Raw genomic sequence first — 21,508 nt, 5'->3', positions numbered from 1 at the left:
CTTCGGAAAGGGTCAGGCCGGTTGAGGCTTTGGCCTGAAGCGGCTGGCCAGGAGCCAGAAGGCGATCAGCATGTTCAACAGGTTCCAGCCGATACCGTTGAGGAACGCCGCCTCGTAGGATCCGGTCAGGTCATAGATCTCACCAGACATCCAGCCGCCCAGCGCCATGCCGGCGACCGTGGCCATGAGCACCAGGCTGATCCGCGAGCCGGCCTCGCGCGCCGGAAAGTACTCCCGCACGATAAGGGCGTAACTCGGCACGATCCCGCCCTGAGACAGGCCGAAGAGCGCGGCGATCATATAGAGCGACACCAGGCCGTCGAAGGGCAGATAGAAGAGCAGCGCAATGCACTGCAGAGTCGATCCCAGAATCAGAGTGCCGATCCCGCCGATCCGGTCGGCAATGAAACCTGAGATCAGGCGGCTGACCACGCCCAGCGCCAGCATGATCGAGAGCATCTCGGCGCCCCGGGCCGGCCCGTATCCCAGATCCACGCAGTAGGCCACCATATGCACCTGCGGCATGGACATGGCCACGCAGCAGGCCACGCCCGCCAGCACCAGCACCGCCTGAAGCTTGCCCGGCGACAACGGCATGGGCGGCGTGGAGCCAGAGGTTTTTGCGGCGGTGTCCATGGCCTCCAGATCGGGTTTTCTTTTCAGCAGGAATGCCAGCGGCACCATGGTAACCAGGCAGACCAGGCCGACGCCGATATGGGCTTGCCGCCAGCCCACGATTTCGATGGCCGCCTGCAGGATCGGCGGCCAGATGGCGCCCGAGAGGTAGTTGCCGCTGGCCACGATAGCCACCGCGATGCCGCGCCGCTTCAGGAACCAGTGCGAGACATCGGCAACCAGCGGCCCGAAGGTCGTCGAGCTGCCCAGCATGCCGATCAGCAGGGCCTGTGCCACGATGAACTGCCAGTAGGCGTTGGCCAGTGCGGTGGCGATGTACCCCAGGGCCAGCATCACGGCGCCGAGAAGGATGGGACGGACGACCCCAAAGCGGTCGGCCATGCGGCCCATCAGGATGCCGCCGAGCGCAAAACCGATCAGGGTCGCGGTGAAAGGCAGGGAGGCGCCGCCCCGGTCGACGCCGAACTCCGCCTGGATCGCGGGCAGGATGACCACGCTGGACCACAGGCCGACACCGCCGACGGTGCTCAGCGCCAGGGCGACGGCCAGGCGCTTCCAGGCGTAGCTGCTGTCGAGGTCATTCGAGGGATCGGCGGCGGACTCTGAGGTCATGGCGGGTCTCGGCGCGAAATTACGGAGGTTTCCTGACTATAGCGAATTGCGTTTTTCTTGAACCAAAACACTTCAAAATTTGCGTTCGAGATCGGCAATTTGCTGATCGAGGGGCAGCGAATCTTGTGTCCGTTCAAACGCAAATTGCTCTAACCGAGCCCGCGCGCCGCGACAATGGTCGCAGGAGCATGGCTGCCATGCGCCGAAGCGCGAAGGCTCCTGACACTTGCGCTGCACCCGGCCCCGGCAGCGCCCTTACCAGGCGAGCGGCACACGATCCCGGAAGAAGCCCCCGCTCGGTCCGTCTCCGGGCAGGCTCGCTAGCCAGAGCGCCGTATCCGCACCCTCTTCCGGTGAGCGGTTCGCGCCGTCCCCACCCATCCGCGTGCGCACCCAGCCCGGGCACATGGCGTTGATCTTGATGCTGTCAGGAAGCTCGCGGGACAGGGCGAGTGTCAACGCATTCAGGGCCGCCTTGGCGACGCCGTAGGCCCCCGGACCTTCCAGGCCCTGGGAGAAAGCCCCCCAGTCGGACGAAAGGTTGACGATCCGTCCGTAATCCCTGCCGATCATCCCGGGCGAGAGCAGCCGAATGAGATGATAAGGCGCATCCAGCATGACAGCCATGGAGACCCTGTAGTCTTCCGGGCTCTCCAGCATCGGACGGTCGAACAGCACCCCGGCATTATTCACCAGCACATCAACATCGCCGAGCTGCGCGGCCGCCGCTTCGATGGAAGAGAGATCGCTCAGATCCATGTGGATCGAGCCCACTCCCAGTTCTTCAGCCGCCCGCTCACCCGCCTCGACATCACGGGCCGCAATGACGACCTCATAGTCGAGCTTCGCGAGGCCCGCCGCAATGGCGAAGCCGATCCCCCGGTTCCCGCCCGTCACAAGCGCCCGTCTTGCCATGCTGGCCTCCTCTTACGGCTGTCTCCGATGCGCCCACTATCGGCCATGATGCGGTCACAGTTCGACCCTAAATATCCAAGGGATATAGGCTTCCCCCAATTTTCAAGAACCCGGCGCTCCATAACGAATGCAACTCATTCTTGGCCCCTTAAGCCGCAGTCGAGGTTTCTTCAGTACAGGCCTCGCAGTTCTGCTGATCGCCCTCCTGACGCTGATCTCGCAGGTTGGCGGCGTTGTCCTTTGGCTGGCCTACGGTCTCGGCGAGACCCTGGCCGGCCGCTACCGAAGAAGCCGGGGCCTCCTGACGATGGCGGCCTTTATCGCAGTCTACAGCGTCGCGAGCTTTTTGCTTCTACCGGCGCTGGCCCCTGCCTTTGGCCGTATTGCCCTGAACTGCTTTGCCGACAGCCGGCACGCCTACGCGGCAAATTCGCCCCTCTATTGCATTCTGAACCGTCACTACGTCACCCCCGGTACGAAAGAGGTTCTCGAGGCGCTTTCGGATCACATGGCGCGCAAACATCCGGGGACAGTCGTCAGCTATCTGGACGGTGGCTTTCCATTGCCCCTCGGCATTCCCCTGCTGCCGCACCTCAGTCACAACGACGGCCGCAAGCTCGATCTGGCCTTCTTCTACAAGGACAAGACGAGCGGCAAGGCAATGCCCAAGGGCGGGGCCTGGTTCGTCGGCTACTGGGCCTTCGCACCGGCTTGGGATCTGCTCAACACCAGCCCGGGATCGCAAAGAGATGGCGCCCTGCGCTGGCGCATGAACTGGCTGCAGTGGCTTTTCGCCGACGATGAACTGGACCGGACCCGCACGGCGGACATGGTTCGGTTTCTCACACAAGGGCCGGCCTCCGGTCAGGTCCAGCGGCTCTTCCTCGAACCCTATCTCAAACCCGTCCTGAAATTGCGAAGCCCCAAGATCGGCTTTGCGGGCTGGAATGCTGCGCGGCACGACGATCACCTGCATTTTCAGGTCTATTAGGGTCGTTTCACTACCCCCCCTTGCCATCTTCGAGTCAAAAGTTCATAGTTTGTTCTTTCTGATTTTCGGGCGCAAGAAGAGTGATGGTGATGCCCTTGAGGCGGCAGATGGAAGCTTTGCGAGGAAGCCGGTCGGACGCAGGCCGGAGCCTCGAGGATACAGCGCAATCTGACTTCGCTCTCGATCAGACACCGTACGAAGAACGCAAAAGCCTGCGTCCGCAACGCGAACTGCCGCAGCTCTATTATCTGACCCACTTCCAGGAAATGCTGGATTTCGTGCGGGAAAAGTACGCCCATGTGCTCGACCGGGATCACCACGACTTCCTGACGGATTTCGATGCCCTCGATCTGGAGGCCAAGTGTCTCTTCGTGCGCATGGTGAACCGCAAGGGCCGGGTCTTCGAGACAGCGAAGCTGCGTTACGCGGAGATCGGCGATCTGCCGGACGCCGTCTCCAAGCTGCGCACGGCGGGTTTCGCCAATGCGGTAAAACCACAGGATTTCGAGGAACTGCTCCAGGGGCTGTCCAAGGATGCTTTGCTGCAGCTGATGGCCCCGCATCTGGAGACGGCGGGCGCGAAGCGAAGCTGGCCCAAGGCGGCGGTGCTGGAGCATGCCCGCGCGACTTTGCGTTTCGAGCACTTCGCCAGGTCCGAGGCGGTGCGCTGCTTCGTCGTGCAGGGCCGGCCCGCGGCCCTGGAATTCCTGCTCTATCTCTATTTCGGGCGGATCGAACAGGGCGTGACGCGCTTCGCGCTGCGCGACCTCGGACTGGTGCGTACCCACCACTTTAAGGCCGACTACGAAGCCCGTTTCGAAACCCGCGAGGAAGCAACGGCCAGTTACTTCTACGCGCACCGCCTGGAGGATCTGAGAAGCGCAACAGACGAGACCTGCCTGCTCTGGGCGCGTGAGGTTCCCTCCTGGCCACAAGCGCCCTGCGACGCCGCCGAGGAACTGCGCGACAGTCTGCTTCACGCACTGGGCAGCCGCCTGGAGAAATCAGGTCAGGTGGACTCGGCCCTCGCGGTCTACAGCCTCGGCGGGTCGCCACTCTGCAACGAGCGCCTGGTCAGGCTGCGCTACGCTCGTGGTGAACGGGACCAGGTGCGCGCCATGCTGGAGGCCATGATGGCCCAACCGGCCAGCGATCTGGAGGCCCTGTTCGCCCAGGACTTCTATCAGCGCAAGTTCAAGGGCAAGCGGACCAGCGCCCTGACCGACCGCCTGCGCGCCGCCGAAGTCATCGGCGTGGATGAATCCCTGCGCAACGCACCGGAGCGCGGCGCGGCGGACTATTTCCGCCGTCAGGGCTACGAGGTATTCCAGAGCGAGAACAGCGTCTGGCGTGCCCTCTTCGGCATGCTCTTCTGGGAGGAAATCTACTGCGAGGCCGGGGCCAGTCTGCACAATGCCTTCGAACGCCTGCCCCAGTCGCTGAAATCCGGTGGTTTTTACGAGGCCTTCCGGGAGCGGATCGAAGCCAAGCTCGCACGGCTCCAAAATCCCGCATCGGCGTTACAGACGCTCTTGAGCAGCCTGAGCACAAACTACGGCACGCCGAACGGTATCTTCCGCTGGCGCCCCACGATCACCGACTGGCTCGGCCCCTTCCTGCAAAAGGCGCCGCCGGAAGCGCTGGCCAGCGTGCTGCGCGAAATGTGCAAAGACTACATGGGGCGCAAGGACGGCTTCCCAGACCTCATGCTCTGGAACGACAGCGACCTGCGCTTCATCGAGATCAAGAGCGCCGGCGATCAGATCCGCCGCAACCAGCTCATGCAGCTCGACCTGCTCGCGCGGGCCGGTTTTACGGTCGAGGTCAAGCGGGTCGAGTGGATCATCGACCCCGAACAGCTCTACGTGGTCGTGGATGTGGAGACCACCGGCGGCCGGGCGGCCCGCAACCGGGTGACCGAGATCGGCGCGGTGAAAGTCCAAAACGGCGAGGTGATCGGCAAGTGGCAGAGTCTGATCAATCCCCAGCAGGCCATCCCCGCAAACATCACCCGCCTGACCGGCATCACCAACGCCATGGTGGCGGGCGCGCCGGTCTTCGCCGAGATCGCCGACGATTTCCAGGACTTCATGGGCAACGCCATCTTCGTCGCCCACAACGTGCGCTTCGACTACGGCTTTATCTCCGAAGAGTTCCGACGCCTGGACCGGCGCTTCCGCCATCCGCAGCTTTGCACCTGCGCCAGCATGCGCACCCTCTACAAGGGCCACAAGTCCTACAGCCTGGGCAGTCTCTGCAGCACTTACGGGATCGAATTGAAATCCCACCACCGCGCGCTCTGCGACGCCGAAGCGGCGGCGGAACTGCTGCTCCTGATCAACGCCCGGCGGTTGGAAGCAGCGTCGCGCTGACTGCAACTACTTGCGCTCGTACCAGCTGCCGCTGTCGTCTTTCTTGAGGCGCGTGTAGTTCTCCAGCAGATAGCGGGCGACCTCGGGGCGAAGCTGAAAGAGTTTCTCGTCACTGCGGTCGACGAAAACGTAAGGAACCTGCTGCGCGTCGAAGCCCTCCAGGATCTCACGCGTCTGCGCCGGCAGGTAATATTCCCAGGCCGCACCGGCGGTGATATGGGACGACGTCCGGCCCGTGAAGGGATAAACCAGCGCGCTGCCGAAGGCGTAGATCGGCCCCGGCCGCGCGTCCGGCTCGGTCAGGAAGCGGCTGCCGACCCAGAGGCGCTCGTAGTTCTCGCTGGCCCTCCAGTGGTAGGCCTGAAGCCCCTGGCGCAGGACCTCCGCGCCGTAGAAAAGCTTCTGGGTCTTGGCGAGGAAAGGACCTGCAAGGGACGCCGCGAGCGGGGCAGCAAAAAGCAGCGTGCAGAGCATCGCCGGAACCTCTGTGTGCCTGAGCCAGCTCAAACGCCCTGTGACGCCAAAGTCGATCAAACCGCCAAGCCGCGCGGCGATCCAGTCGACACCGCAAAGCGCCAGAATGCCGGCGGGCACGAAGAGCAGCAGCATGTGGTACTCCCACCAGGAAAAGCGCTGGATCAGGAACAACACAGCGCCCACCACCAGCCAGGCCAGCATCATCGCCTGGAGGTCACCTGACCGCCTTCCCAACCAGACACCGGCGGCTATCGCGGTGAAAAGCAGCCAGGGTGCCATGCTGCTCAGGAAAAAGGCCGTCGCCGTCAGCAAGCGCGATTTCGGCGCGGGCGGCGAGGTCGAGAAGGCTTCGGAAGGATAGGCAAACGACGTCCAGAGCAACTCCTGAAGCGCTCCGGCCTGCCAGAACCAGAAGAGCGTGGCCGCGAGCGGCAGAGCGACACCGACCGCTCCAGGGATCCAGAAACGCGTCGCCAGCCCGACAAGAGTGAGTGCGCGCCCACGGAACAGGAAAAAGGATGCCAGGAGCCAAAAGGTGATCGGGATGACCGCGAGCAGCAGCTTGAAGAACACCGCCAGCGCCGCGAAGCAACCGCTGAGGAAAAACAGCAGGACGATGCCCCACGGCGAAGACCGCGTCTCCGCCAGCGTCACCGCATGCAGGCAGCACCAGGCGGTCAGATAGAGCGGAAAGGCCACGATCATTTCAAGCTGCGTGAGCTCATACTCAGTGACGCCCGCATAATAAACACCGATGGTCGCAAGCGGGGCCAGGGCGGAGAGCCAGGGCGCTTTTAAATGGGGCCGCAAGGTGATCATCAGCACGAGGGCAAAGACCATCATCCAGATCAGCTCGAGTAGATGAATGCCGTACTCGCTGAAGCCGAACAGCTGCCCGGCCACCAGATAGAAAAGGTAGAGGCCGGGCTGCTTGTTGTCCCAGTAATCGACATAGAGCGTCGCGCCCTGATCCAGCTCTTGCGCGCCATAGAAGAACGCCGCCTGATCGGAGCCGAAGGGATAGTAGAGATTGACCAGTGCGAGAGCGAGCACAGCCGCAAAACCGGCGCCGTACCAACCGGCCTCGAGCAGGAGGTTCAGTCCCCGCACAGGCGTTGGGCCGGACTCTCCCGAGGCTGTATCGCTCTCCATCATGCTGAATGCCGGCCCATCATGCTGAATGCCGGTGCCGTGAACCCGGCGAAGCCTCAAGGCGCTTCAGGCCCGCATGCCCGCTCATGAGGTCTGATGCTCGTCAAGGTCCGCGAGCGGCGGCAGTCCCCGCTCCTTGCGGGGCGTGCGGCCGAAGAAATCCCGGTAGCACTTGGAGAAGTGGGAGGCCGAGACGAAACCGCAGGCCAGCGCCACGTCGATGACCGACATATTGGTCTGCAGCAGCAACAGGCGGGATTTGTTCAGCCGCAGCTCCAGGTAATGCCGGGCCGGCGAGCGGTTCAGATACTTCCGGAACAGCCGCTCCAGCTGGCGGGTGGAAAGACCGGCCTCGCGCGCCAGTCCGGTCCGGCTGAGCGGCTCCTCCAGGTTCTCTTCCATCAGGGCGATGACTGCCAGCAGCTTGGGATGCCGCACGCCGAGGCGCGCCGGCAGGGACATGCGCTGGTGATCGTGATGATCGCGGATGCGCTCATGGGTGAAGACGTCCGCGACCTGCACCGCAAGCTCGTAGCCATGCTGGCGGGTGATGACGTTCAGCATCATATCCAGCGCCGCCGTGCCGCCCGAGCAGGTGAAACGGTTGCGGTCGATCTCGAAGAGTTCCGTGCTGACCTCGATTTCGGGAAATTCCTCCAGGAACCCGGCCAGATTCTCCCAATGGATGGTGCAGCGGTAATCGTTCAGCAGACCGGCCCGCGCCAGAACATGCGTACCTGTGCAGAGCGCCCCGATGTCGGCCCCGCGCCGGTCCATCCGCCGCAGCCAGGAATCCAGGGTTTTGCTGTAGAAATTATAGATCTCGATCCCGGCGCAGACCATCACGGTCGAGAAGCCGCTGGCCTCTTCCAGAGTCGCCGTCGGGCGGAACTCGATCCCGCAGGAGGCCGGGACCGGCTCATTGTCCACCGTGATCAACCGCCAGTCGTAGAGCGTCTTGCCGCTCAGGCGGTTCGCCATGCGCATGGGCTCGACCGCGGAGGTGAGCGCGATCATCGAGAAGCTCGGTGTCAGGACGATGGCGGTCGTCAGAGGAAGTTCGCGAGGTGCATTGCCGAGCATAAGGCACTCAAAAATAAACAAAATCAGAAATCGGCTTGTCCAGAAGCCTTGCCAATGGACTTGATCGCGCCCGGGGCTCCAGCTCCTGATACCGCCGCGCGCACAACCGCGGCAGGGGGCTCTCGCGCGCCGATTTCACCTCATTGGCGTCCATTCGAAGCTCAAAGTCAATAATGCGGATTTGAGTTTTCGAACCCCGGCAACTCTGGCACAAATCATCCGCGGCACAAACGATCTATTGTCGCGAACAGAAAACTATCTGGCGGGAACCACAAAGAGTGCTTTCGCCGCTTCGAGTGCTCTGTGCAAGGGACTGTGAAAGGGTCCGGGTAACGGCCTGGGCAAAGGACTGGAAGGTCTCGCGGGCAGACGCATATAAGCGGAAGCAGAGAAAAAACGGAGTGCGGGAACGGCAGCGGGTCGGCGGCCGGTTTTCGTGCGTTGGATAAAGCCGGGCAAGCCCGCCCGCGCATAGGGGACACGAGCAGTCATGAAGTCGCGCTATTCGATCTTCAGCTTGATGCGCAACGCCTTGAGCTATCACGAGAAATGGCCGGAGGCCTGGCGCAGCCCGGAGCCGAAGTCTTCCTACGACGTGGTGATCGTCGGCGGCGGCGGACATGGCCTCGCGACGGCCTATTATCTGGCCAAGATCCACGGCATCCGCAATGTGGCGGTGATCGAGCGCGGCTGGCTGGGCGGCGGAAATACGGGCCGCAACACCACGATCGTGCGCTCCAACTACCTCTGGGACGAGAGCGCGGGCCTTTACGAGCACGCCATGAAGCTCTGGGAAGGCCTGAGCCAGGAGCTGAACTACAACGTGATGTTCAGCCAGCGCGGCGTCATGAACCTGGCCCATAATCAGCAGGATCTGCGCGATATCGCCCGCCGGGTCAACGCCAACCGCCTGAACGGCATCGACTCCGAATTCCTGACCCCGCACCAGATCAAGGACCTGGTGCCGATCATCGACCTGCGGGGCAATGGCCGCTACCCGGTCCTGGGCGCCTCCAACCAGCGGCGCGGCGGCACCGCCCGCCACGACGCCGTGGCCTGGGGCTATGCCCGGCGCGCCGACGAACACGGGGTCCACATTATCCAGGAATGCCCGGTCACCGGTTTCGAGATCGAGAACGGCCGGGTCACCGGCGTGCAGACCGCCAAGGGGCTGATCAAGGCCAAGAAGGTCGGCGTCGTGGTCGCGGGCCATGCCTCGGTGGTTGCCGAGATGGCGGGCCTCCGCCTGCCGGTCGTCTCCCACCCGCTGCAGGCCCTGGTGTCCGAACCGGTCAAACCGGTGATCGACACGGTGGTGATGTCCAACGCGATCCACGCCTACATCAGCCAGTCCGACAAGGGCGAACTGGTGATCGGCGCAGGCGTCGACAAGTACGTCGGCTATGGCCAGCGCGGCAGCCTGCCGGTCACCGAAGAGACCCTGGCCGCCATCTGCGAGCTCTTCCCGAGCCTGAAGCGCATGCGCATGATGCGCCAGTGGGGCGGCATCGTGGACACCTGCCCGGACGCCAGCCCGATCATTTCCAAGACCCCGGTCGAGGGCTTCTTCATCAACTGCGGCTGGGGCACCGGCGGCTTCAAGGCCACGCCGGGCTCCGGCTGGGTCTTCGCCGACACCATCGCCAACGACCGCCCGCACCCGCTCAACGAAGCCTTCTCGCTGGAGCGCTTCAACAGCGGCTATCTGGTCGACGAGCACGGCGCCGCCGCTGTTGCTCACTAGGGAACTGAGACCATGCTTGAAATCAATTGCCCCTACTGCGGTCCGCGCTTCGAGACCGAGTTCTCCTACGGCGGCGAAGCGCATATCGAGCGGCCGAAGGACAGCGAAAACCTCTCCGACGAGGAGTGGGGTGACTACGTCTTCATGAACAGCAACACCAAGGGTGTGTTCCTGGAGCGCTGGGTGCACACCAGCGGCTGCCGGCGCTGGTTCAACGTCGCGCGCGACACGGTCACCTATGAGGTTCTCGCGGTTTACGAGACAGGCAGCAAGCCGCCCAAACTCGATCTGCGCAAAGACGTCTAGTTGGAAGAGTAAAGACATGCCCGCACGTTTTCGCCTGACCGAAGGGGGACGGATCGACCGCTCCAAGCCGATCTCCTTCACTTTCAACGGCAAGGTCTACCAGGGCTTCGAAGGCGACACCCTCGCCTCCGCCCTGCTGGCCAACGGCGTCCATCTGGTCGGACGCAGCTTCAAGTACCACCGCCCGCGCGGCATCATGTCCGCCGGTGCCGAGGAAGCCAATGCGCTGATCCAGGTCGGCGAAGGGGCGCGCACGGATCCCAACCTGCGCGCCACCCAGATCGAGCTGGTCGACGGCCTGAAAGCCTCTTCGCAGAACTGCTGGCCCAGCGTCGAGTTCGACGTCAGCATCGTGAACAACCTTGCCTCGCGCCTGATCCCCTCGGGTTTCTACTACAAGACCTTCATGTGGCCGGCCTCGCTCTGGATGACCTACGAAAAGATCATCCGGAACGCCGCGGGCCTGGGCAAGGCCCCCGAAGGTCCCGATCCGGACAAGTACGATAAGACCTTCGCGCACTGCGACGTGCTGGTGACCGGCGCCGGTCCGACCGGACTGGCCGCCGCCCTCTCCGCGGGCCGCAGCGGCGCACGCGTGATTCTCTCTGAACAGGACGCAACGCTCGGCGGCAGTCTGCTGAGCGAACCGGATCAGCAGATCGACGGCCAGCCCGCGCTGGAGTGGGTCGCTGCCGCGCGCGCCGAACTGGAAGGCCTGGACAACGTCCGGATCCTGACCCGCACGCAAACCTACGGCTACTTCGATCACAACTTCATCGGCCTGATGGAGAACCTGACCGATCACCTTAAAGACAAGCCCGCCAACCTGCCGCGCCATCGTCTCTGGAAGTTGCGGGCAAAACAGGTGGTCATCGCCACCGGCGCGATCGAGCGGCCCCTGGTCTTCTCCGACAACGACCGGCCCGGCATCATGCTGGCCAGCGCCTGCCGGACCTACGTGAACCGCTACGGGGTCAAGCCCGGCAGCAAGGCCGTGGTCTTCACCAACAACGACGGCGCCTATGCGGCGGCGCTCGACATGCATAAGGCCGGGATCCACATCGCCGCCGTCGTCGACCTGCGCGCCTACGCGGAAGGGCCCCTGACCGAAAAGGCCCGCGACGCCGGCCTTCGGATTCTGGACGGCCACGCCATCACCGCCACTGCCGGCGACAAGCGGGTCAAGGCGGTCCAGGTGACGCGCCTGAGCGACGACGGCGAGAGCGCCAAGGCGGTCGGCGAGCATATCGAGTGCGATCTGGTCGCGGTCTCCGGCGGCTGGAACCCGACCGTGCATCTGCACAGCCAGTCCCGCGGCAAGATCCTCTTCGACGAGGCCCACGCCTGTTTCGTCCCAGGCGACAGCGCCCAGGCCTCCAGCACGGCGGGCGCCTGCAACGGCAGCTTCGGACTGGGCGCCTGCCTGAGCGAAGGGTATGACGCCGGACTGGCCGCCGCGAAAGCCGCCGGCATCAAGAGCCGGAAGAAAGGCAGCGCGCCGCAAGCCGAGGACCGGGACTTCCTGCCTGCCCGCTGGCTCTGGCTGGTCCCTGGCGACAAGCCCCTGGGCCACGGCGGCAAGCACTTCGTCGATGTGCAGAACGACGTCACGGCGGCGGACCTGCATCTCGCCCTGCGCGAGGGCTACCGCTCCATCGAGCACGTCAAGCGCTACACCACAACCGGCATGGGCACGGACCAGGGCAAGACCAGTAACGTCAACGCCATCGCCATCGTCTCCCAGTACTTCGGCTGTCCGATCCCGGACGTCGGCGTGACCACCTTCCGTCCGCCTTACACCCCCGTGACCTTCGGCGTTTTCGCCGGGCGCGATACCGGCGACCTGTTGGATCCCGCCCGCAAAACCCCGATGCATGCCCTGCACGAGCAGGCGGGCGCGGCCTTCGAGGACGTGGGCCAGTGGAAGCGCCCCTGGTACTTCCCCCACGAGGGCGAAGACATGCACGCGGCGGTCAACCGCGAGGTCAGGGCCTGCCGCGATTCCCTCGGCGTGATGGACGCCTCGACCCTGGGTAAGATCGACATTCAGGGCAAGGACGCGGCGGAGTTCCTGAACCGGGTCTACACCAACGCCTGGCTCAAGCTGAAGGTCGGGTCCTGCCGTTACGGCCTGATGCTGGGCGAGAACGGCATGGTCATGGACGACGGGGTCACCAGCCGCCTGGGCGAGAACCACTTCCTCATGACCACGACGTCGGGCAACGCCGCGCCGGTCCTGGCGCATCTGGAGGAATACCTGCAGACAGAATGGCCGGAGCTGGAGGTCTATCTGACTTCGGTTACGGAGCAATTCGCCACGGTTTCCATCGCCGGTCCCAATGCCCGCAAGCTGCTGGCCGAGCTGACCGACGATATCGACCTCTCCGCCGATGCCTTCCCCTTCATGACCTGGCGCAACGGCACGGTCGCGGGCATTCCCGCAAGGGTCTTCCGGATCTCCTTCACCGGCGATCTTTCCTACGAGATCAACGTGCCCGCCAGCTATGGCGCGGCCCTCTGGCAGGCGGTGATGACCACCGGTGAGAAGTACGCGATTACCCCCTACGGCACGGAAGCCATGCATGTGCTGCGCGCCGAGAAGGGTTTCATCATCGTGGGTCAGGATACCGACGGTTCGGTCACGCCCATCGACCTGGGCATGGACTGGATCGTCTCCAAGACCAAGGACTTCGTCGGCCGCCGATCGCTTTATCGCTCGGACATGGACAAGCCGGACCGCAAGCAACTGGTCGGCCTGCTGACCGATTCACCCGATACGGTGCTGCCCGAGGGCGCACAGCTGGTCGAGAAGATCGAGAGCGGGCCGACCATGGCCATGGTCGGTCACGTGACCTCCAGCTATCACAGCCCCAATTGCGAACGCTCCATCGCCATGGCCCTGATCAAGGGCGGCCGCGCACGCATGGGCCAGAAACTTTACTCGCCCCAGGCGGACGGCAAGGTGATCACCTGCAGCGTCAGCGACGTTGTGTTCTACGATAAGGAAGGAGAGCGGACCCGTGGTTGAGGCCTATCTCAGACAAAGCCCGCTCTCGCAGCTCGCCCTGCCCAGCCGTGCCGCGGAAGAAACCGGCGATGCGGGCGTTCTTATGGCCGAGCGTCCCTTCCGGCGCATCGTCAACCTGCGCGGCGATCCCAAGTCGGAGGCCTTCCAGAACGCGGCCAAATCCGTCCTGGGCGCGGAGCTGCCCCTAACACCTAATAGTACAACTTCGCCCAACACTGCAGCGGCGAGTAAAGACGCTTCGCTGCTGTGGCTCGGTCCCGACGAATGGTGGGCGATCAGCGAAGACGAGACCCCGCCCCTCGCCGACAAGCTGCGCGACGCCCTGACCGGCCAGCACGCCGCCGTCACCGATGTGGGCGAAGGCTATAGCTGCATCGCCGTCTCCGGCCCCAACGCCATCGACACCCTGGCCAAGGGCTGCACCCTGGACTTCCACGACAGCGTCTTCGCGCCGGGTAGCTGCGCCCAGAGCGACATGGCCAAGGCCGCCGTGGTCTTCCGCCGGCTGGAAGACGAAACGCCGAGTTTCGAAATCTACGTCCGCAGCAGCTTCGCCGAGTACCTCTGGCGCTGGATCGAGGACGCGGCGGGGGAATATGGGGTGGCCGTTAGTGCGTGAAGCCGCTTCAAATTTGGATTTAGTGAAGGATCTGACTCTGCGCGTACAAATTGTGTTCCGCACAATAAAGCAAGAGTTATCAATGCTCCGTAAGCTCCAGAAGAAGTCGATTAACTTTCCCTATATTCGAATTTCAACGCGAAGTAAAATATTTTTACTTTTAAGTAAAAATAAAAGTCGACAGGATTTTTAGTACTGCAATAATTATTTACAATATTCACATATTACTAATTTAAAACACACAAATTTGGTCGAGAAATTTTACACTCTTATCGAACAAGCGACACGCAAAAACACCAACCCATTGATTTTACTATAAACTTAAAATCGGCGCGATTCTTGCTTTTATTTCGGACGAACAGGCTGTCCGGCTTCGCGCGCTGTTAGCTATGGTCGGCATCCTGACTCCCTAGAACAATACCAACCGAGGCTTCTGCGCCTTGGGCAGAGGACTTAAGACTGTGAAATAGACCATGGCTAACTTCAGAGTACTTACCGCGATGGCAGCTATGATTCTCATGCTGCTGGGCCTCGGCAACGCGAATGCCGGTGCGATCATCGCTGACTACACCACGATTCCTGACGGTCAGGCGCCGTCGTTTTCACTCGCCGGAACGACGGTTACCGGTTCCGCGGACGTCTTTTCAGGATCCTACATCGGAGAACGTGGCCTTGGCATCGTGGGCGATCAGGACAACAATTCTCTGGACGTCCGCGAGAGCATGACGATCGACTACGGGCAATTGGTGACGAACGTGACCTTGACGGTCCGCGACATCCCGCAGGTCGGCAATGCGCTTTACCAGGTCGAAGCCTTCGCTAGCGGCGGCAGCCTCGGCGCGCGTTCGCTTCCCTTTCACACCCTCGAGATCGAAACCAACGACCTGACGGCCCTCTTTGATGGCCTTTCCTTCTCGAAGATTACGATCAGGTGCATCGGTGGAATCGTCTGTCTTCCGGCTGCGGTTGGCGATCTCGGCATCCAAATCCAGGCCACAAGTTACGACATTGCTCCCCCGGTCGTGGCGGTTGCGGAACCCGGCACGCTGGCGCTGCTGGGTCTGGGCCTGGTCGGCCTCGGCTGGACACGCCGCCGCAAGGCTGGCTAAACACTCTCCCTTCGAGGGCGAGACGTTACGAAGGGCGGTTCTCAAGGGGCCGCCCTTTCTTTATTTTGCAGGCTCAGAGCGTCATCGCCCAATGGGGATCACCTGCCCCGGTTTCGTGGTCCAGTGTGGCGGCCTCGCGTTCCTCAATGGCCTTGGTCTTAGCCTGGCCTGCGTTGCGTACTCTGCCGGGCAATCACCTCAAAACCGACATCGTGCATCATTTCGGCTGGTCCTTCACCGGAAAGCGCAGCGAGCAGCATATGCGTGGCTTGCTTGCCAATCTCGCTGCGAAAGGTGCGGACACTTGTCAGGGATGGATAAGCCGCGGCCATCATCTCCAGATCGTTAAAGCCGCAAATACCCATATCTTCAGGAACTTTGATGCCACGGCGCTGACACTCGAACAAAGCCCCTAACGCAAGGTCGTCGTTGTTGCAGAGGATAGCATCGGTCTCCGGGACCTTCGAGAGCAGGTCAGCCATCAAATGTCCACCCAACGTGACACTTGAACGCGCTGGCGTCATCACAACAGCCTCTTCGTTCCATCGGCCCCTCTCCGTCGCAACCTGCCGAAAGCCCTCGACGCGCCTTTGCGCTCGAGGGTCCATGCGTGCCGCCAGCATCCCCGGTTTTTTGTATCCCTGATCCAGGAGGTGGCGCGTGGCCGCCACAGCGCTGTCACGGTGAGAAAAGCCGACAATCATGTCGATCGGATCGGGCGCGGTCTCCATAATCTGTACAACCCGGCAAGGGGCTTTCTCGAGCAGTGCCTTTGAGGTTGGCGTTTGATCGATGCCCGAAACGATAAGCCCCACGGGCTTTTGGCCCAGGAAGGTTCGCAGCAGCCGCTCCTCCTCGATCGGTGAGTAATGGGAATTGCCGAACTGGATTTGGTAGGGCGTGTTTTCCGCCACGGAGTAGATTCCGTTCATGACATCCGAAAACACGCTGTTGGTAACCGACGGCACGATGACCCCTATAATGTCCGAGCGCTTCGCGGCCAGCGTGCGCGCAGCGGGATCCGGAACGTAACCCAGTTTTTCGATGGCAGCATTAATCCGATTGCGTGTTTCCTCGGAAACCCGGCCAGGCTCGCGCAGGGCACGCGACACAGTCATAGCGCTAACATCAGCTTCCGCAGCAACATCGGCCAGCGTTGGTCTATAATTATCTATTTTTTTCAATAAATTAGCTTTCCACTCTTTATGCACACAACATATCCTGGAAATTGATACTTGACAAAATGTTTGCGCAAACATCAAGTATGTCAGCGCGATAGACCGAGTATTGTCGCTGCATAATTGGAAGTTTCTCAATGACGACCTCACGCGTGAACCCGCCGATTGTTGTGATGGGTGTCTGCGGCTCCGGAAAAACGACTCTGGCCAAGGCGCTCTCCGCGCATTTCGGGGCAGTCTTCGTCGAGGCTGACGACCACCACACCCCCCAGGCAAAAGCGAAAATGTCGTCGAATGTCCCCCTGACCGACGATGACCGCCTGCCCTGGCTGGACGGAATCGCAAGGGAAATGAACAGGCTTTCATCCCCTGCCATTGCAGCTTGTTCAGCCTTGAAACGATCTTACCGGGACCATCTCCGCGCGCGGGTTGAAGGTTTGACCTTTCTGCACCTGGCCGGTTCGCGCGAACTGCTTGCGCAGCGCCTTGCCGCGCGCAAAGGGCACTTCGTCGGCGCGGGTCTGCTCGACAGCCAACTGGAAATTCTGCAACCACTGTCAAACGATGAGCCTGGCCTCGCACTCGATTTTTCAGACCCGTTAGACGCACTTACAAGCCGGGCTCTGAGATTTGTGGCAGCCTCAAACGCTGCCTCCAATGAAGCAATCGCTCTGAACGCTCACCGCGATCTTCACCGAAAACATATGTAAGGGAGAAAAAACGCATGTTGAAAAACTTCACAAAAGCGGCAGCGGCCTCGGTCGTTTTTGCTGCCCTGTCGACCTCCGCATTTGCGGCGGATATGACACTGAAGTTCCAGTCTTCGGATCCGTCAGGCAATCCTAACTTCATTCTGCAGCAGGGCTGGGCCGAGCTGGTTAAAGAGAAAACAAACGGCAAGGTTGCCATCGAACTGCTGCCGGTCAAATCCATTGTCGCCCATACCGAGACCCAGGATGCGATTGCCGGCGGCATCCTTGATGGCCACATCACCGACACCTCCTACTTCTCAGGCAAAGACCCGGCGTTCGGCCTGATCGCCAATCCTGTCGGCGCCTGGTCCGCCCCGCAAGAGATGTTCGATTTCATGAACAAGGGTGGCGGCAAGGAGCTCATGAACGAGCTCATGAACCCCTACGGTCTCCAGTTCATCGGCGCAACGACCCCCGGCCTGGAAGCCTTCGTTTCCAAAAAGCCTCTCAATGGCGTCGACGATCTGAAGGGCCTTAAGATGCGCGCACCCGAGGGTCTGGTTCAGCAGGTCTTCGCCGCGGCTGGCGCCTCCCCTGTTAACCTGCCGGGTTCCGAGGTTTTCACCTCTCTCGACAAGGGCGTGATCGAAGCTGCGGACTACTCGGTCTTCTCCACCAATGCATCCCAGGGCCTGCATGACGTGGCTTCAAACCCTGTATATCCGGGCTTCCACTCAATGCCGCTCGTTGAGGTTTCAATGAACAAGGCAAAATGGGACTCACTGGACGCCGAGACACAGACCGCGATCACGGAAGCCGTAAACGAGTTCGCGCTTTCTCAAGTGGCCGCTCTGGCCGCAAAGGATAAGGAAGCTGTTGAAGCTGCAAAGGCCGGCGGCAAGGTAACCGTGACCGATTGGCCGGCGGAAGAGCGCGCCAAGTTCAGAAAGATCGCGGCATCGCAGTGGGTCAAGGTTGCCGAGCGTTCAAAGAATGCTCAGCGCGTTTACGATGTATTGACCAGCTACCTGGAAGAAAATGGCCTGATCAAATAAGACGCAGTCTTCGCAAAGATTTGCCGGGCTGCCCGCGCACCAAAGCGCCTTGGGCAGCCCGCTTTTTTTGTAGTTGGGAAACAGAATGACGGAAAAAGAAAATCCGGGCGGAGCGCGCCATCATGATGACCCGGGCTCCATTGCGGAAGCCGGCTTCCTGGGACGCATCATCGACAAAACAGGAATCGTTTTCGCCATCGGCATCGTTCTCTCGATGGCGATCCTCATCAATGAAGTCATCCTCCGCTATCTCTTCAATGCCCCGACAATCTGGGCGCATGAGACGACCATCTTCATCTGCGGCATGGCCTTCATTTACGGCGGGCTCTACTGCGCGGCACGGGATCAGCACATCAGAGTCGTTCTGATATACGACTTTGTGCCGCCGCGCGTGCGACGGATTCTAAACATTGCGATTTCAATTATAAGCGCAGCCGCCTGCGGCATGTTCGCGTGGGCGTCCTGGATCATGGTCCAGCGCGCCGCATTTATGCCCGACGGCACGTTCCGGCTGGAGCGGTCCGGCAGCGCGTGGGATCCGGTTTATCCCGGCCTGGTAAAGGTTTCGCTGTTCATCATCATGAGCATCATGTGCGTCCAGTTCCTCATTCTGGCCTACAACTATGCCCGGAAGAAGCCAGGTGAGGCGCAAAGCTGATGGAAATCTTCGGCTCTTTCCAAGCGCTCGGTATCGAATATGGCACCCTTGTCATGTTCATCGTACTTATGCTGCTTCTGCTCACGGGCATGCCGCTCGCATATGTCACCTTGATGGTGGCGTTGATTTTTGCACTGGGCTGGTTCGGCCCCACTGTCGTCCCGCTCATCACCAGCAACATCTTCTCGTTTGTATCCTCCTTCGTGTTTGTTTCGGTGCCGATGTTCGTGCTGATGGCAGCCATCCTGGATCGCTCCGGTATCGCGCGGGACCTGTTTGACGCCATGAAGATTGTCGGCGGCCGCCTGCGGGGCGGTGTCGCCATTCAGACCATTGCGGTGGCCGTGATCCTGGCGGCGATGTCTGGAATTATCGGCGGAGAAGTCGTGCTGCTCGGCCTTGTCGCCCTGCCGCAGATGCTGCGTCTGGGCTACGACAAACATCTCGCGATCGGGGTTGTTTGCGCCGGCGGCGCTCTGGGCACAATGGTTCCGCCGTCCATCGTTCTGATTATTTACGGCCTGACCGCAAATGTCTCTATCGGAGACCTATTTACCGCCGCCTTTCTGCCGGGACTGATGCTTGCGGGCTTTTATGTCACCTACATCCTTATCCGCGCATACATGAACCCACAACTCGCGCCCATCCCATCGGAAGACGACGATCTCACCACGGCGCAGAAATTGAAGCTGTTGAAAGGTCTTATCCTCCCGATGATGGTTGTTGTCGGTGTCTTGGGTTCGATCTATGGCGGCATTGCCAGTGTCACGGAAGCATCTGCCGTCGGCGTCTTCGGAGTCATTCTCTCGACACTCGTTCGCGGTGAATTTTCCTTTGGAATGTTAAAGGGTGCCGCCCTTCAAGCGCTGAGAACCGTCGGTATGATCGTGTGGATCGGTATCGGTGCGAGCGCTCTTGTCGGCGTTTTCAATCTGATGGGCGGGATCAACTTCGTATCGGGCCTGATCACCGGCATCTCCGAGAACCCGACGATTGTCCTGCTCTTCATGATGCTCATTCTCTTCATTTTGGGCATGTTCCTGGATTGGGTCGGCATCGCATTGCTGACGATGCCGATCTTTGTACCGGTGATCATCACGCTTGGCTATGATCCCGTGTGGTTTGGCGTTCTCTTTGCCATGAACATGCAGGTGAGCTTCCTGTCGCCGCCGTTTGGGCCGGCTGCCTTCTATCTGAAAAGTGTCGCGCCACCGGATATCTCGCTTGCGACGATCTTCCGCTCACTGCTGCCATTTATCTGCTTGCAGATCCTTGCCGTCGCGATGTTGATTGCGTTTCCTGGCATCACCGGGCGTTAGATCCTCGATCCCGGAAATTAATGGATGAGGCTCGCAGTCACCTCATCCATTTTGCCTCGCAAAGCTCAAGGTGCGGATTTTCCGGATCGTTTAAACAAACCCCTCTTTGGTTGGGCCACATCCGCGTTTAAACATCTTTTTTAACCAGGCGTTGTCATTTCCGAACCACAGCTTGACCTGTATCAATGTCCACGCCCCGAATTTCTCCTTTTATTTACAAGCGCCTCGAGTCGGCAATCTGCTGGAGGTTGGTCTTTCTAGAATCATGATGCCCTGTCATCGCACGCACAACTCTTGGTAATCCATGGCTGTGCAAGGCAGGGCATGAAGATCGTTTCGTGGCGCATGCACCTGAACGTCCATTGCGCGGTCCCGACACAGGGGTCCGAATAAAACGGAGAAGACATGACCAATCGACTTTGCGATGCGGTGACCCGGGCCGTGACAACAGCAGTGCCCCGGATCGCCGCAGCATCGTTTCTGCTTGCGGCAAGCGCTGTGCCTCAGACCGCCCTTGCCGCCGACGATACTTTCAATCCCTTCGGTTTCGATCTCGAAGGATCTTTGGGCGAAGGCAAACACAGCCGCTACGTCGCCCCGCTGACCAACCCGATCTTTAACGAGACCCCCTACATCACGACCGAAGCGCGCGCCTTTTACTTTTACCACCGGCTGCCCGATGAATTCGTCACAGGTGGCGGCGATGTCAACCTGGTCGCCCTGCAGCTGCGGCTCGCGATTACCGACCGCCTGGGTTTGATCGCCACCAAGGACGGCTATGCCGACTTCCAGTTCGACGAAGTCCTCGAGGACGAATCCGGTTTCGCAAACCTCACGCTGGGCTTCAAGTACGCCATTATCTCCAAGCCGGAAGACGAAACTCTTCTGACCGCGGGCCTGCGTTATGAGATCCCGATCAACGATCTGGAGACCGGCGGCATCGAACTACAGGGCGACGGCGACGGCTTCCTCAACCCCTTCCTGACCGGCGCCACGACCTTCGGCGACTTCGGGCTTCAGGCCAGTATCGGCGCGAACATGGCGCTCGATACGGAAGAGGACACCTCCATCCTCCACTATTCGGTCCATGGTGACTACGAACTCTTCCCCGATTTCTTCCCGATCGTGGAAATGAACGGCTTCACCCCGATCACCCGCGGCGAACGCCTGACCGGCGCGCTCGGCAAGCTCGACGGCGTCGATGTGCTGAACTTCGGCAGCGACGACCGCGGCACCACGGTCACCGTCGGCGGCGGCTTCCGCTACCGCTTCGATGACAACATCCAGCTCGGCCTCGGCGCGGAAACGCCGATCACCGACAAGGACGACAGCATCTTCGATTACCGCGTCTACTTCGACCTCGTGCTGTCGATGTAAGACCCGCTCTCTATGTAAGAGAGGAACGAAGGGCGAGACAAAAAAAGTCTCGCCCTTCTCTAGGGTCGGGACTCAATTGATCCACCAAGTGATGGAAGCGGCGAGGCATATGGCCGCGAGGAAGGTGTCGGCACGCTTGTCGTAGCGGGTCGCTATCCTCCTGAAATCCTTGAGCCTGCAGAACA

General features: G+C 61.2%; 17 protein-coding genes and 1 pseudogene. 12 read left to right on the top strand and 6 right to left on the bottom strand.

Annotation, left to right across the window (positions count from 1 at the left end; translation table 11 throughout):
• Nucleotides 1-12: 12 nt before the first annotated feature.
• Both FKG95_RS19135 and FKG95_RS19130 read right to left on the bottom strand, forming a co-directional pair.
• Complete coding sequence (locus tag FKG95_RS19135) at nt 13-1,248, bottom strand: MFS transporter (RefSeq protein WP_142898025.1); 1,236 nt, start codon at nt 1,246-1,248, stop codon at nt 13-15.
• Between the two features lie 255 nt (nt 1,249-1,503).
• On the bottom strand, nt 1,504-2,163 hold the full coding sequence (locus tag FKG95_RS19130) for an SDR family NAD(P)-dependent oxidoreductase (RefSeq protein WP_142898024.1): 660 nt from the start codon (nt 2,161-2,163) through the stop codon (nt 1,504-1,506).
• A gap of 127 nt (nt 2,164-2,290) precedes the next feature.
• Here FKG95_RS19130 and FKG95_RS19125 point away from each other — a divergent pair, with 127 nt between their 5' ends.
• Nucleotides 2,291-3,154, top strand: coding sequence for a hypothetical protein (locus FKG95_RS19125; protein WP_142898023.1), 864 nt, complete (start codon nt 2,291-2,293; stop codon nt 3,152-3,154).
• A gap of 107 nt (nt 3,155-3,261) precedes the next feature.
• Nucleotides 3,262-5,526, top strand: coding sequence for an exonuclease domain-containing protein (locus FKG95_RS19120; protein WP_179954174.1), 2,265 nt, complete (start codon nt 3,262-3,264; stop codon nt 5,524-5,526).
• A gap of 6 nt (nt 5,527-5,532) precedes the next feature.
• Here the strand turns inward: FKG95_RS19120 and FKG95_RS19115 are convergent, their stop codons facing one another.
• The gene (locus FKG95_RS19115) at nt 5,533-7,158 is read right to left on the bottom strand and encodes a glycosyltransferase family 39 protein (RefSeq protein WP_142898021.1); all 1,626 of its coding nucleotides are present in this window, start codon (nt 7,156-7,158) and stop codon (nt 5,533-5,535) included.
• A gap of 81 nt (nt 7,159-7,239) precedes the next feature.
• A complete protein-coding gene (locus tag FKG95_RS19110; protein WP_142898020.1) occupies nt 7,240-8,238 on the bottom strand; it encodes a GlxA family transcriptional regulator in 999 nt (332 codons plus the stop codon).
• Nucleotides 8,239-8,728: 490 nt separating this feature from the next.
• On the opposite strand from FKG95_RS19110, the gene FKG95_RS19105 reads away from it, so the two are divergent.
• The 5 genes from FKG95_RS19105 to FKG95_RS30000 all read left to right on the top strand — a co-directional run bounded on the left by FKG95_RS19105 (nt 8,729) and on the right by FKG95_RS30000 (nt 15,044).
• A complete protein-coding gene (locus tag FKG95_RS19105) occupies nt 8,729-9,982 on the top strand; it encodes a sarcosine oxidase subunit beta family protein (protein ID WP_142898019.1) in 1,254 nt (417 codons plus the stop codon).
• Between the two features lie 12 nt (nt 9,983-9,994).
• The gene (locus FKG95_RS19100) at nt 9,995-10,288 is read left to right on the top strand and encodes a sarcosine oxidase subunit delta (RefSeq protein ID WP_142898018.1); all 294 of its coding nucleotides are present in this window, start codon (nt 9,995-9,997) and stop codon (nt 10,286-10,288) included.
• Nucleotides 10,289-10,304: 16 nt separating this feature from the next.
• Nucleotides 10,305-13,316, top strand: coding sequence for a sarcosine oxidase subunit alpha (locus FKG95_RS19095; RefSeq protein ID WP_142898017.1), 3,012 nt, complete (start codon nt 10,305-10,307; stop codon nt 13,314-13,316).
• Entirely contained in the window at nt 13,309-13,935 is a 627-nt protein-coding gene (locus FKG95_RS19090; RefSeq protein WP_142898016.1) for a sarcosine oxidase subunit gamma, read from the top strand. The genes FKG95_RS19095 and FKG95_RS19090 overlap by 8 nt, the downstream gene beginning before the upstream one ends.
• Nucleotides 13,936-14,408: 473 nt before the next feature.
• Nucleotides 14,409-15,044 carry a PEP-CTERM sorting domain-containing protein gene (locus tag FKG95_RS30000; RefSeq protein WP_218940265.1) on the top strand — a complete coding sequence of 212 codons (636 nt, stop codon included), beginning with the start codon at nt 14,409-14,411 and terminating at the stop codon, nt 15,042-15,044.
• 158 nt (nt 15,045-15,202) lie between these two features.
• Here the strand turns inward: FKG95_RS30000 and gntR are convergent, their stop codons facing one another.
• The gene (gene gntR, locus FKG95_RS19080; protein WP_142898015.1) at nt 15,203-16,303 is read right to left on the bottom strand and encodes an HTH-type transcriptional regulator GntR; all 1,101 of its coding nucleotides are present in this window, start codon (nt 16,301-16,303) and stop codon (nt 15,203-15,205) included.
• Between the two features lie 56 nt (nt 16,304-16,359).
• Here gntR and FKG95_RS19075 point away from each other — a divergent pair, with 56 nt between their 5' ends.
• The 5 genes from FKG95_RS19075 (at nt 16,360) to FKG95_RS19055 (ending at nt 21,323) form a co-directional block, all read left to right on the top strand.
• Nucleotides 16,360-16,932 (top strand): gluconokinase, encoded by a 573-nt coding sequence (locus tag FKG95_RS19075; RefSeq protein ID WP_142898014.1) that lies wholly within the window; start codon nt 16,360-16,362, stop codon nt 16,930-16,932.
• 14 nt (nt 16,933-16,946) lie between these two features.
• Entirely contained in the window at nt 16,947-17,969 is a 1,023-nt protein-coding gene (locus FKG95_RS19070) for a TRAP transporter substrate-binding protein (protein WP_142898013.1), read from the top strand.
• An 85-nt stretch (nt 17,970-18,054) separates the two neighbouring features.
• Nucleotides 18,055-18,627 carry a TRAP transporter small permease subunit gene (locus tag FKG95_RS19065; protein ID WP_142898012.1) on the top strand — a complete coding sequence of 191 codons (573 nt, stop codon included), beginning with the start codon at nt 18,055-18,057 and terminating at the stop codon, nt 18,625-18,627.
• Complete coding sequence (locus FKG95_RS19060; protein ID WP_142898011.1) at nt 18,627-19,946, top strand: TRAP transporter large permease; 1,320 nt, start codon at nt 18,627-18,629, stop codon at nt 19,944-19,946. The genes FKG95_RS19065 and FKG95_RS19060 overlap by 1 nt, the downstream gene beginning before the upstream one ends.
• A 405-nt stretch (nt 19,947-20,351) precedes the next feature.
• Entirely contained in the window at nt 20,352-21,323 is a 972-nt protein-coding gene (locus FKG95_RS19055) for a transporter (RefSeq protein ID WP_142898010.1), read from the top strand.
• Nucleotides 21,324-21,395: 72 nt separating this feature from the next.
• Here FKG95_RS19055 and FKG95_RS19050 read toward each other — a convergent pair.
• Nucleotides 21,396-21,508, bottom strand: a pseudogene (locus tag FKG95_RS19050) (IS5/IS1182 family transposase); the annotation flags it as partial.

The sequence above is a fragment of the Denitrobaculum tricleocarpae genome (assembly GCF_007004665.1).
Lineage (GTDB): Bacteria > Pseudomonadota > Alphaproteobacteria > Kiloniellales > Kiloniellaceae > Denitrobaculum > Denitrobaculum tricleocarpae.
Note: the sequence above shows the minus strand (reverse complement) of the source record. Positions and strands in the feature narration are given on the sequence as shown.